The organism is Cloacibacterium sp. TD35 (assembly GCF_028864635.1).
Classification (GTDB): Bacteria; Bacteroidota; Bacteroidia; order Flavobacteriales; family Weeksellaceae; genus Cloacibacterium.
Window position 1 is genome coordinate 1,566,477 of record NZ_CP104850.1, and the last position, 13,481, is coordinate 1,579,957.

9 protein-coding genes are annotated in these 13,481 nt (G+C 33.4%); 5 read left to right on the plus strand and 4 right to left on the minus strand.

Going from position 1 to position 13,481, the window contains the following annotated elements; genetic code table 11:
* Positions 1-47: 47 nt before the first annotated feature.
* Genes N7277_RS07270 through purF form a run of 4 tightly spaced genes read left to right on the plus strand, consistent with a single transcriptional unit; the run spans position 48 to position 6,645 of the window.
* Positions 48-659: a hypothetical protein gene (locus tag N7277_RS07270; RefSeq protein ID WP_274778911.1), complete on the plus strand. Its 612-nt coding sequence runs from the start codon at positions 48-50 to the stop codon at positions 657-659.
* A 30-nt stretch (positions 660-689) separates the two neighbouring features.
* A complete protein-coding gene (locus N7277_RS07275; protein WP_274778912.1) occupies positions 690-4,385 on the plus strand; it encodes a phosphoribosylformylglycinamidine synthase in 3,696 nt (1,231 codons plus the stop codon).
* 21 nt (positions 4,386-4,406) lie between these two features.
* A complete protein-coding gene (gene purC / locus N7277_RS07280) occupies positions 4,407-5,126 on the plus strand; it encodes a phosphoribosylaminoimidazolesuccinocarboxamide synthase (protein ID WP_274778913.1) in 720 nt (239 codons plus the stop codon).
* Positions 5,127-5,160: 34 nt separating this feature from the next.
* Entirely contained in the window at positions 5,161-6,645 is a 1,485-nt protein-coding gene (gene purF / locus N7277_RS07285; protein ID WP_274778914.1) for an amidophosphoribosyltransferase, read from the plus strand.
* An 87-nt stretch (positions 6,646-6,732) separates the two neighbouring features.
* Here the strand turns inward: purF and N7277_RS07290 are convergent, their stop codons facing one another.
* The 4 genes from N7277_RS07290 to N7277_RS07305 all read right to left on the minus strand — a co-directional run bounded on the left by N7277_RS07290 (position 6,733) and on the right by N7277_RS07305 (position 11,967).
* Positions 6,733-7,344 carry a porin family protein gene (locus tag N7277_RS07290; RefSeq protein WP_274778915.1) on the minus strand — a complete coding sequence of 204 codons (612 nt, stop codon included), beginning with the start codon at positions 7,342-7,344 and terminating at the stop codon, positions 6,733-6,735.
* A 159-nt stretch (positions 7,345-7,503) separates the two neighbouring features.
* The gene (locus tag N7277_RS07295; RefSeq protein ID WP_274778916.1) at positions 7,504-8,100 is read right to left on the minus strand and encodes a porin family protein; all 597 of its coding nucleotides are present in this window, start codon (positions 8,098-8,100) and stop codon (positions 7,504-7,506) included.
* Between the two features lie 315 nt (positions 8,101-8,415).
* A complete protein-coding gene (gene aroB, locus N7277_RS07300; RefSeq protein WP_274778917.1) occupies positions 8,416-9,459 on the minus strand; it encodes a 3-dehydroquinate synthase in 1,044 nt (347 codons plus the stop codon).
* 84 nt (positions 9,460-9,543) lie between these two features.
* Positions 9,544-11,967, minus strand: coding sequence for a TonB-dependent receptor plug domain-containing protein (locus N7277_RS07305; protein WP_274778918.1), 2,424 nt, complete (start codon positions 11,965-11,967; stop codon positions 9,544-9,546).
* A 222-nt stretch (positions 11,968-12,189) separates the two neighbouring features.
* On the opposite strand from N7277_RS07305, the gene N7277_RS07310 reads away from it, so the two are divergent.
* On the plus strand, positions 12,190-13,362 hold the full coding sequence (locus N7277_RS07310; RefSeq protein ID WP_274778919.1) for a proline dehydrogenase family protein: 1,173 nt from the start codon (positions 12,190-12,192) through the stop codon (positions 13,360-13,362).
* The last annotated feature ends 119 nt before the right edge of the window (positions 13,363-13,481 follow it).

The following is a 13,481-nucleotide window of genomic DNA, read 5'->3' on the forward strand; positions in this document are numbered from 1 at the left end:
TTCATAATACTTTAAAATTAATTTAATAAAAAAACTAAAAACCACATATGAAAAAAGTTGTGATTAAATTTTTTTATTTTTTTTCTTTGACAATGTTGTTAAACTGTTATTCTATTAATAAACCTACATCAAATAGTTTTTTAGAATTTAACCCAACAAATGGAGAAGTTGTAAATTATAAAACAACCATGAATATGGTAATAAAAGACCGTTTTATAATAAATGATGAAAATTATAATAAATTAATTAATCACTTAAAAGATGAACTAAAAATCAATATTGATAATAAAGATTTGGTGATAAATTATGTTTTTAAAAATGACCCATGCAGAAGAAATTCAGCTGACTATTCATTTATAGGTGAGGGAAATATTAAAAATATACAGGTTAAAAATTTTGAAAAAATTCATCCAAACTTAAAATTCATATTTTTGATAGAAGAAGGAAGAAATTTCCATAAAAGTGTTTTAAATGATGAACAAAAGGTTATAGATAAAGGAGGCTTTTTTAGAAAAAACGTTTTCAATAAATTTTCTGGATGTGGCAGTTCCATACTTTTATTAAGGGACCATTCAGGTATTTTTATCGAAAGGGATGTTCACATTGCCGGAGCGCAATTATATTTAGATAATAATCAAGGAGGAAGTTATATACAGTAATAGTTAATTATTAATAAAATCTGACATCTAATGTCTCATAAAAAAAGAATTTTCGTAGAAAAAAGAGGAATTTTCGATGTAGAAAGTCCTAAAGTTTTAAATGAAATTAAATCGATTTTGCCAAACATTCTATCGGTGAAAGTCTTTAATATCTATGATATTTTTGGCTTAGACGAATTGGAGTTTGAAAAAGTAGTCAACAATACTTTCGTAGATCCAGTAGTGGATATTTTGCATCATGAAAATCCTGCAAAATCCATTTATTTTGCAACAGAATTTCTTCCTGGTCAATATGATCAAAGAGCAGATTCGGCACAGCAATGTATTGCTTTACTCACTGGAAATGAGAAATCTACCGTAAGAAGTGGTAAATTGATTGAATTACAAGGAATCAATGATGCTGATTTGCCTAAAATCAAAAATTTACTCATCAATAAAGTGGAATCTCAAGAAAAAAATCTTGAAATTTTAGAAATTCCAGCGGAAGAAATTCCAGATAAAATCAAAATTTATCACGATTTCAACGATTTAACAACTCAACAACTTAACGATTTTTACAACAATCACGGTTTTGCATTTGGTTTTGATGATTTGCAGTTCATTCAAGACTATTTTAAATCAGAAAACAGAAATCCTACCGAAACAGAACTAAAAGTTTTGGATACGTATTGGAGCGATCATTGTCGTCATACTACTTTTGAAACAGAACTAACTGATATTCAATTTGAAGGAAAGTTCAAGGAGACTTTAGAAAATATTTTTAATGATTATTTAGAAAAAAGAAAATTCTTGGGCAGAGAAGCAAAACCTGTTTCATTGATGGATTTAGCTACTGTTTGCGCAAGATATTTCCATAAAACAGGCAGGCTAGAAAATCTTGTAGTTTCAGATGAAATCAATGCGTGTACTATAGAAATTGAAGCTGAATTTGATGGCAAAAAAGAGCCATGGTATTTGTTATTCAAAAACGAGACGCACAATCACCCTACAGAAATTGAACCTTTTGGTGGTGCTTCTACTTGTTTAGGTGGTGCAATCAGAGATCCATTATCCGGTAGAGCTTTTGTTTTCCAAGCGATGCGTTTAACAGGTGCTGCAGATGTTTTAGAGCCTATTTCTGATACTTTGCCAGGGAAATTGCCACAAAGAACCATTTCTAAACAAGCGGCAAATGGCTATTCTTCTTACGGAAATCAAATTGGGTTGGCAACTACTCATGTTTCTGAAATTTATGACGAAGGTTACAAAGCGAAGAGAATGGAAGTTGGTTTTGTTGCAGGGGCGGTTCCTAAAGATTGGGTTCGCAGAGAAAAACCAGCTGTTGGAGATGTAGTAATTGTTTTAGGTGGTGCAACAGGAAGAGATGGGGTTGGTGGTGCAACGGGAAGTTCTAAAGAGCAAGACGAAACTTCAATTCATACCATGAGTTCTGAGGTGCAGAAAGGAAATGCTGTGGAAGAACGTAAAATTCAAAGATTGTTCAGGAATCCAGAAGTAACAAAGTTGATTAAAAAATCAAATGATTTTGGAGCGGGTGGAGTTTCCGTTGCGATTGGCGAAATTGCTGATTCACTGGAAATTAACCTTGATATTTTACCTTTGAAATATGAAGGTTTAAATGGAACAGAACTCGCTATTTCGGAATCTCAAGAAAGAATGGCGGTAGTTATTGAAGCTCACGAAAAAGAAAAATTTATCAAATTCTGTGAAGCAGAAAATATAAAAGCCGTTGAAATTGCAAAAGTTACAGACAGCGGAAGAATGCAAATGTTCTGGAACGGACAAAAAATTGTAGATCTCAGCAGAGCTTTTCTCGATACAAGTGGTTGCGCAAAGAAACAAGATGCTAAAATATCTCATTTGCAAGAAGTTAACTCAAATTCTATTGAATTTAATGAAGAGAATTTCTACAAAATTTTAGCAGAAAAAAATACGGCATCTCAAAAAGGATTGGTTGAAATGTTTGATTCCACAGTTGGTGCTACAACAGTTGCGCTTCCTTTCGGTGGGAAATATCAAACTACTGAAACCGAAGGTTGTGTGCAAACTTTGCCGATTCTCAATGCTGAAAATATTGAAACGGTTTCTTATGCGAGTTGGGGTTTTGATGCTGAAATTTCCAAACAAAATTCTATGATTGGGGCAAGTTTAGCAGTTGTAGAATCTGTTGCTAAAATCGTCGCAATGGGAGGTGATTTTAGAAATATCAGACTGAGTTTTCAGGAATATTTTGAGAAACTAGGAAACCAACCTGAAAAATGGGGCAAACCTTTAGCTTCACTTTTAGGTGCTTATGATGCGCAAATGAACCTTGGTTTAGCAGCAATTGGAGGTAAGGATTCTATGAGTGGAACGTATCAAGATATCAACGTTCCGCCAACCTTAATTTCATTCGCTTGTGCTGATGGAAAAAAATTAAACACTATTTCTCCTGAGTTCAAAAAAGCTGGAAACTTCATTTATCATTTCCATCACAAAACTCAAGAAAATGGATTGCCAAATTATCAAAATTTAATCGAAGTTTTTGATTATGTTCATCAAGGGATTCAAGACAAAAAAATCATTTCTGTTAAAACCATTAAAGATGGTGGAATTGCAGTTGCGGTTGCTAAAATGAGTTTTGGAAATCTTATAGGTGCAGAAATTTCTATTGATGAAAAATTCTTACTCGAAAAAAATATCGGTGGATTAGTAATAGAATCTACTGAAAAACTAGATAGTAATTTACTTCAATTAATAGGTGAAGTTAAAAATTCAAATATAATCAAAATCAATAATTTAGGTTTTGAAATCAATAAATTACTTGAAGTTAATTCTGTAACATTTGAAAATTTATTTCCAACTAAAGAAAAGGAAAGAATTCAAATTAATTTTGATGAAAATCTAAACGGAACAGAGAAAAAATCAATCAACATTATTTCTCATAAAATAGGAAAACCTAGAGTTTTTGCGCCAATTTTCCCAGGGACCAATTGTGAATACGAAACACAAAATGCTTTCAGAAAAGAAGGTGCATTAGTAGATAGTTTACCACTGAAAAATTTAACCCATCAATTGCTTGATGAAAGTATAGAAGCTTGGGTAGAAAAAATTAAACAGTCACAGATTTTAGTGTTTTCAGGAGGCTTTTCAGCAGGTGATGAACCAGATGGTTCCGCTAAATTTATTGTGAATGTTTTGAAGAACGAAAAGATGAAAAATGCAGTTCACGAATTACTTTCCAGAGACGGAATGATTTTGGGAATTTGCAACGGTTTTCAAGCTTTGGTAAAATCTGGTTTGCTTCCTTATGGAGAAATCAGAGATTTAGATGAAACATCGCCAACTTTAGCGCACAACGCTATTGGAAGACACATTTCTCAGATGGTAGATGTAAAAGTCATCAATGATGATTCTCCTTGGTTAAAGGGAATGAAAGGCGAGGTTTATACCATCCCGATTTCTCACGGTGAAGGTAGATTTATGGCTTCGGAAGAAGTGTTGCTAGATTTATATAAAAAAGGTCAGATTGCTACGCAGTACATCGATACTGATGGGAATATAGCACACGGAATGCCATTTAATCCTAATCAATCGCTGTTCGGAATTGAAGGAATTACCAGCGAAAGTGGTAAGATTTTTGGAAGAATGGGGCACCCAGAACGTTTCGCAGAAGGTTTGTTCAAAAACATTCCTACCGCTAATTATCATAATATTTTCAGAAACGGAGTTGAATATTTTAAATAAATCCTAAATAAAAAGTTAGATATGAATAAAGGTGAAATGCTTTACGAAGGAAAAGCAAAACAAGTTTTCGCAACAGAAAATCCAGAAGAAGTAATCGTAAAATTCAAAGACGATGCCACAGCATTTAATGCACAAAAACGTGGAAGTTTCGATTTGAAAGGCGAAATGAACAACGCAATTACGACGCTAATTTTTGAATATTTACAAGAAAAAGGAATCCCAACTCATTTCATTAAACAATTAAATGAAAGAGAACAATTGGTAAGAAAAGTGAACATTATTCCTCTAGAAATGGTGGTGAGAAACTATGCTGCAGGAAGTATGGCTCAAAGATTAGGAGTAGAAGAAGGAATTAAATCTCCAGTGACTATTTTTGATATTTGTTACAAAAAAGACGAATTGGGAGATCCTTTGATTAATGATTATCACGCCATTTTCCTAGGAGCTGCTACGAAAGAAGAATTAGATGAAATGTATGCTTTAACTAACAAAATCAATGAGTTACTGAAAGAATTGTTTGACAAGATGAACATTATTTTGGTAGATTTCAAAATCGAATTAGGAAAAACATCTGATGGTAAAATTATTCTCGCAGACGAGATTTCTCCTGATACTTGCAGACTTTGGGATAAAGATACCATGAAAAAATTGGATAAAGATAGATTTAGACGTGATTTAGGAGAAGTAACCGAAGCGTACGTAGAAATCTATGAAAGATTGAAAAAAGCTCTAGGAAAGTAATTTTCTGAAAGATTTTCACCTATTTATAAATAAAATGAAAGATATAAAATTAACATATCAAGAACAATTTAGCCAAGAGTTTTATGGCAGAAATCTTTTAAGGACTCAAGAAGAGGAATTCTTAGATGCTCCAAAAGAAGAATGCGGTATTTTTGGATTATATTCTGATAATGAAGTAGATACATTCTCGCTTTCGCAGTTCGGGTTGTTTGCTTTGCAGCATCGCGGGCAAGAAGCTTGCGGTATTTCTGTTTCTTCTCAAGGCAAAATTATTACGGTAAAAGATGAGGGTTTGGTACTGGATGTTTTTAAAACCATTCCAAATCCTGAAGCATTATTGGGAAATGCAGTGATAGGACACACGCGTTATACTACTGCTGGAGATAAAAAAACCTATAATTTTCAGCCATTTTTTGCGAAAAATGAGTACGACCAAATTATTTTGTCTATTGCTCATAATGGTAATTTAACCAATGCGCAAGAACTCAAAGCGGAGTTAGAAGCTGAAGGTGTAGTTTTTAAAGCAACTTCAGATTCTGAGGTAATACTGAGATTGATTCAGAAAAATCTAGATTTAGGATTGCGTGGTGCGATAAAAGCTACCATGGAAAAAATAGAAGGTGCTTATTCCGTTGTAGGAATGACTAGAAATAAATTTTTTGCTTTCAGAGATTTTCACGGAATTCGTCCTTTGGTTTTAGGAGCGATAGATGAAAAAACTTTCGCTTGTGCTTCTGAAACATGCGCACTAGATGCTGTAGGAGCGCAATATGTAAGAGATATTCTTCCTGGTGAAATTGTTTACACTTCTGAGCATCACGAAGGTTTACAGAGTTTCTTGGTTAAAGAAAATTGTGAAAGAAGAATCTGTGCTTTTGAATATATTTATTTTGCAAGACCTGATACCACTTTAGAAGGAATTAATGTACATGAAATCCGAGAAAAGTCTGGCGAAAAAATTTGGGAACAAGCTCCTGTAAAAGCAGATGTGGTAATTGGGGTTCCAGATTCTGGGGTTCCAGCTGCAATTGGCTATTCTAAAGCTTCTGGGATACCATTTAGACCAGTTTTAATTAAAAATAGATACATTGCAAGAAGTTTTATTGTTCCGTCTCAGGAAATGAGAGAAAGAGTGGTAAATCTTAAATTAAACCCTATTGTTTCTGAAATTAAAGGAAAATCTGTGGTCATCATTGATGACTCTATTGTAAGAGGAACAACTTCTAAACGATTGGTGAAAATTTTAAGAGACAGTGGAGCGAAAGAAATTCATTTCAGAAGTGTTTCTCCGCCTATTATTGCGCCATGTTTCTTAGGAATTGATACTCCAAAAAAAGATGATTTAATTGCAGCGAATATGTCTGTGGATGAATTAAAAGATTATTTAGGAGTAGACAGCCTAGAATTTTTGAGCATTGATAATTTAAAAGTGATTTTAGGTTCTTCTGACCATTGTTTCGGTTGTTTTACAGAAAAATATCCGGTAAATAAGCCAAAAGAGACGCATTTGTTTGATTAATCTTAGACTTATAAATAATAAAAAACTCGAGAATTTCTCGAGTTTTTTTGTTAATGATAGGGTTGTATGTATGAAAGTGTTAGTGTTCTAAAAGTTGAAATCAAGACCTATTTGTAAGTTGTTATTCTTAGAATTGCTTAAGAAATAATCGGTTACGTTTCCATTTTTTCCAATTCCTGTTAAACCGAAAGTATAACGAGCGTTGATGCCTAAATTTTCATTGATTTTAAGTCCAGCGCCCACTCCAGCACCTACGTTGAATCGGTTTAAGTAATCCATGTTAATATCTGTAGAAGGTGAAATAATAGTATTTAAACTTTGGTTTGCAGAAAGCATGTAGCTAAACTCTGGTCCCACTTCTAAATATAAATTACTTGGCAAATTATACTGTAACATAATCGGTAATGATAGATAATCTAGTTTAGTTGTTGTAGAAACTTGGCCAATAATTCCTCCGAAATCATATAAATCGGTTTTTGCTCCCATTTGGTTGTATACCAATTCTGGTTTAATGCTGTAAGATTCTGTAATCGGGAAAGTAGCTGTTACACCTGCATAAAATCCAGTTTTCATTTTCGTGTCTACTGCGGTAGAGGTATTAGAAATGTCTGATAAGTTAAGACCTGCTTTTACTCCAAATTGTTGAGCAAAAGAAAGTGAACTTGCTAAAACGGTTAATCCCAAAAATATTTTTTTCATAATCTTTATTTTTCTTAATTAAATATTTGTTTGATATTTTCATATTTCCAAAGAACATGCCAAAAATGTTACCGAATGCTCAATACTCTGATATGCAGCAATAAAAAAACCGAAGAAAATTCTTCGGCTTTTTATTTTTTTTCATCAAGTGTTCTTTCATTAGAACTTTATATTTAAACCAACTTGAAAAGCATTGTTTTTGTTTTTCGCGTCAGTTGAAGGTCCTGATTCTTTCGTGATGTCACTGAAGCCAGCTACATATCTTGCGTTAAGACCTACATTTTTAGAAATGTCAAATCCTAGACCTAGACCAACTCCCATGTTGAAGCTATTGAAGTCATCTTTATTTAACTCTGTTACGCTTGATGAGTTACCATCATCATATTTTTGTTTAGCGCCTACTAAAAATCCAAATTCTGGACCTGCTTCTAGATAAAACTGTGGAGTGGCTTTGTATTGGAACATTACAGGTACTGCTACGTAATCTAAGTTAAGGGTAGAAGAATAAGTAGTTCCTAATACGGTAGAAGATACTTTAGAGCCTAAATTGTTATATAAAACTTCTGGTTGAATGCTGAATGATTCTGAAACTGGAACGTTCATAAATACACCTGCGTAATAACCTACTTTTGATTTAGTGTCATCAAATCCTTCGTCTGAAATAGATGAAACGTTCATACCTGCTTTTGCTCCGAATTGCTGTGCAAATGTCAGTGAGCTTACTGCTACTGCAGCGGTTAAAAATAATTTTTTCATAATTTTAAATTTTTTGTTCTTATTAATTTCTAATTTTTAAGTTTTATGTTTTTGTCTTTGCAAAGTTTCAATTTTCACAAATGCTTCTTGTTATAAAATTTTAAACAATTGTTTCAAAATTTTTGCTCCATACTTTTAAGCTTTATAAAAAAGAAAAGTTGTTCAGATTTGTAAGGCAAAGTTGTAGCATTTCTGAAAATTTTATTTTACAAAATTTTCATTGTTTTTTACAGAATTCTATAAAAAAAAGTTTGGCCAAAGCCAAACTTTCAAATATGTTGCCAAAAAACCTTTTGTTAAAGGGTTTTTATTATGTTATGCATTGATATTTCTGTAGTAATCTAAAGCTTGTTCTATGTGCTCTTGACTTACTTTGTAGTCATAGTTGCATTTGCCTAAACCTTCTAGAATAGAGAAATTAATCTTTCCATGGTCATTCTTTTTGTCATTGAGCATCAGTGAGAAAATTTCTTCATTGCTAAATGCAGAAATCGAAATATATGGATAGTATTTTTGAATATTTTCAATAATGTGTTGCGCTTTTTCTGGCGAAATAAGATTCTCTAACTCTGAAATTTTCGTTTCGATAATCATTCCAAGCGCTACCGCTTCACCATGTGGAATTACGTGATGTGTTTTCAGGCAAAGACTTTCTACAGCATGACCAATAGTGTGACCAAAATTTAATATTTTTCTAAGACTTTTTTCTTTGTAATCTTTTACCACCACATTTTCTTTAATCATCATAGAGTTTTCTATATGCGAAGCGATATTTTCGGGCGAAAGTTCTTCTATGGTAATGAGATCATTCCAGTGAGAAACATCTGCAATTAAGCCATGTTTTAGCATTTCTGCAAAACCGCTTCTTAGCTCTACAAAGTCCAGCGTTTTTAAAAATTCTGGATAAACCAAAATATGCTCTGCTTCGGCAAAAGTTCCTACAATGTTTTTGAGATATTGATGGTCTATTCCTGTTTTTCCTCCAATAGAAGCATCACACATTGCTAGAAGTGTAGTAGGAATATTGATGAAAGAAATCCCTCTCTTGTAAGTAGATGCTACGAAACCGCCCAAATCTGTAATCACCCCACCTCCTAAATTGAGAAGTAATGATTTTCTATCAGCTTCAAAATCTGATAAAATCTCCCAAAGTTGAACAACGGTAGAAATATTTTTAGCATCTTCTCCTGATTCTATTTCTATGATTTCGAAGTGAATATCGGTATCTAGATTTCCTAAAAGTGTAGGAAGGCAATGTTGATGAGTGTTTTCGTCTACCAATATGAATATCTGACTAGGATTTTTTTCTTGTATAAAGGTATTAAGTGCTGAAAATTCTGAGTCTAAAATAGAAAGCATGCTAAAAATTTTTGCAAAAATAACAATAAAAAGCACACCAAATTTTTGGTGTGCCGTGATTTTTGTCTTGTCTTGTTTAAAAAATTAGAATTTGTAAGTAAGCATAGTGTAAACCTGTCTTCCTGCAAACCCCATTTGAACTGGGTCAAAAATACCTCCAGATTCTGTATTTCCATCAGAAACATGGTCATATTGTAGTGTTGGGTATCTATTAAAGATATTTTTCCCACCTAGAACCCAAGAAAATTTATCTGAAAATTCATATCCGAAAGATAAATCTGTGGTGATTCTTGCATCATAATCTTGGAAATCAGTATCTCCACCGTAACCAATTAACCTTACTTTGTCAAATCTTACCAATTGAAGATTTGTGGTAAGTTTATTGATTTTATAATTTAAATTAAGGTTAATCTTTGATTTGGGTGCAGAAGCTAGGATAAATGCTTTTTCTCTTTCGCTTAAAAAGATACTTTCTAAACCAGTTAAAGAAGCTGGTGCATTCACTTTAGAAATTTCCATATTGTTGAAGTTTCCAGCTAGGGTGGTGGTGAGTTTTCCGCTACCGATATTTTCTGCATAGGTTAAAATAATATCTACTCCTTTGGTTTTAGTATCTACCGCATTCGCGAAAAATTGTGCTTGTTCTACATTAGAAGGCAATGTTGGGATCTCAGCATTGGTAAAATATCCTGAAAGTACAATTCTGTCTTTTACATTTACCATGTAACCATCTACAGTTGCGGTGAATTTGCCCGTGTTGTAAGTGAAACCTGCACTTCCGTTTACAGATTTTTCTTCATTAAGTTGTTCTATACCAGCGGTTTTGGCAAGGTTACTATCATTAGAGCCTAATTGAATAGTTACTAATTCTCCTCCTTGGAAATTAGTGAATTGTAAACTGTAATATTTTTGAACTAAAGATGGCGCTCTGAAACCAGTTGAAAAAGAACCTCTAAAGGCAAACTCTGGAGTGAAAGCATATCTCGTAGCAAATTTACCATTTAAAGTACTTCCAAAGTCACTGTAATTTTCATAACGAGCTGCTCCAGAAATCATCCAATTATGAGTAATGTCTAACTCTGCATCTACATAAGCAGCATAATTGGTCCTGCTCTTTCCTAAATCTATAGAATAACCGGGGAATCCTTGTGAGCCACCAGGTCTTACGTTTCCTGAATCTGGATTGGTTACAAGTAAATTGGCTGGAGTGGATGCTGTTACTACGTTTCCATTAATATCGTAGGCTGCATAAGAAGCTTGTTCTCCTTTGTTGATGTTGAATTTTTCATAACGGTATTCTGTCCCTAGAGCAATGTTTAATCCTTTTAATACATCAAAACTTTTGGTAGCGCTTAGACCTGTAGTGTTTTGTAAAAGAGAATGTCCTCCTGCGTCAAATGTTGTTGGTGAATTGGCTCCAAGAGTCGCGTTAATCGTATGGGTAATGTCATAATGGAAATCATTATTTCCTAAAGCATTATAAAAGTCTAAATCCCAATTCCCCCATTTGAATTTTAAACCATTGTTAAAGGTGAAATCTGTAATTTTAGTATCTTGAATTGGGTTAAATCCATTAGGGTATACAGATGGAATATTTCCGTCTGCGTCTGCGCTTCTAGTCCAAGCGTAAGCTTTGGTATTTCTATGTGAAAACCCTGAATTGTTGTAAAACTTCACGTTTTCAGAAAGCGGAATTTCTGTATTTAAGAAAGCGTACATGTTTTTTGCTGCTGCATCTCCGAAGCGCTGTCTTGGTGCATCAAATTTATCTGGATTGGCATTTCTGATGGCATAATCTTTATTCACGAAATCTAGAGTAAGGTTCATGAAGCCACCTCTTTTTCCTATGGAAGTCCCGGTATTTAAGCTTAAGTCTAAGGTGTTTCCATCAAGTTTTTTGTCTGAAACCACATCGTTGTTTCCAGGACTTTTGAACACATTTAGTCCATAAAAAGCATTAACTTCAGTTCCTTTATTTCGGTCATTTAAAATCACATTGATTACACCAGCGATGGCATCTGAACCATATTGTGCAGAAGCGCCATCTCTTAAAACTTCTATTTTTTTGATAGCAGCAACGGGAATAGTGTTCATGTCAGAACCTGTGTTTCCTCTTCCTCTAGTTCCAAATAGATTGACCAAAGAAGATTGGTGATATCTTTTTCCATTGATGAGTAATAATGTTTGGTCTGGGCCTAAACCTCTTAATGTAGCTGGGTCTACAGCATCTGCGCCATCTGAACCAGATTGTTTATTAGAATTAAAAGAAGGTGCGGAAAACTGTAAAAGCTGATTAACTTCTACTTGTCCAGTGCTTTGGCTGAGCTGTTTTACCTCTATTACATCTACGGGAACAGCTGAGTTTACTACTGTTCTTTTCTTGTTTCTAGAGCCTGTAAGTATTACATCTTCTATGTTTCGGTCTGCCTTTATGGTGTCTTTTTGCTGTCCGTATGATAAACTAACGGAAAAAAATAACGCTGCAATAGTAAGTTTTCTAATCTTCATATCATTTGATTTTGTTTAATTTTAACAAAACTAATAAAAACACGGTTATTATCTGTAATAAATTTCATTTTTTATTATGAAAAAAATACTAAAATTTATAAATTATCTTGTTTTTTAATAAAGTGATATGGGTTAACAGCCTTTTTTTACTAAAAAGTATGATAAAAATTCTTTTTATTATTTGCATAACAATCATTAAATTTGAGCGTCAAATAATTACATATGTCAATTTTCAACGATACTAAAATTGCTTTTGCTGAAAAGTCAACGGCGCAACTAGAAAAAGCTAAGTGGATGTTTACCGCTATTAAATATCCTAGCGTAACCAATGTGGGAATTAACTTTCTGAATTTCACCATTAAAAATAATTTTCCTTTTGTAACAGATTTGGTAAAAACTACTCTTTTTGAGCAATTCTGTGGTGGCGAAACTCGTGAACAAAGCATGAAAGTGGTAGACAAAATGTTTACACATCACGTAGGAAGCATTTTTGATTATGCCATTGAAGGAAAAGAAGAAGAAGCGGCTTTTGATAAAACTTGCGAAGAAATTAAAGAAAACATAAAATTTGCAATAGGCAATCCTGCAATTCCTTTTGTAGTTTTTAAGCCAACAGGCTTCGGAAGATTAGACCTATATGCAGATGTTTCTGCGGGTAAGGAATTAACCAGTTCTGAAAAAGAAGAATGGCAACGTGTAAGAAATCGTTATGAAGAAGTTTGCAAAATGGCTTATGACAATAAGGTAATTCTGATGATTGATGCAGAAGAATCTTGGATGCAAGATGCAGTAGACCATTTGGTAAACGAAATGATGGAGAAATACAACAAAGAGAAAGCCTACATCTGGAATACACTCCAAATGTACAGAACAGGAAGATTAGAATACATGGCTCAAGATTTAGAGCGTGCAAAATCTAAAAACTATTTCTTGGGATATAAATTTGTTCGTGGTGCATACATTGAAAAAGAAAGAGAACGCGCTGCCGAAAAAAATTACCCAGACCCAATTCAGCCAACCAAAGAAGCTACCGATAATAATTATAATGCAGCAGTAGATTTTGTTTTAGAAAATTTAGACAGAGTAGCAGCATTTTTCGGGACTCATAACGAGAAATCTACAGAATTGGCGATGGATAAAATGCAAGCCAAAGGTTTACCTCATGACCACGAAAATATTCATTTCGGACAGTTATACGGAATGAGTGATAACATAACTTATTACCTTGGTGAGAAAAAATACAATGTTACCAAGTACTTACCTTACGGACCAGTGAAAGATGTAGTGCCTTATCTTACCAGAAGAGCACAGGAAAATACTTCTGTGGCAGGACAAACAGGTCGTGAACTTTCATTGATTCAAAAAGAATTAGAAAGAAGAAGAAAAGAAAAGTAATTTTTCTAAAATACAAAACTAAAAACTTCAGATTTTTCTGAAGTTTTTTCTTTTTAATCCTAATTAGGTTTAGACTTAATGGTTTAAAATTCCTATTTTTGAATAATTTTCAAATTAGC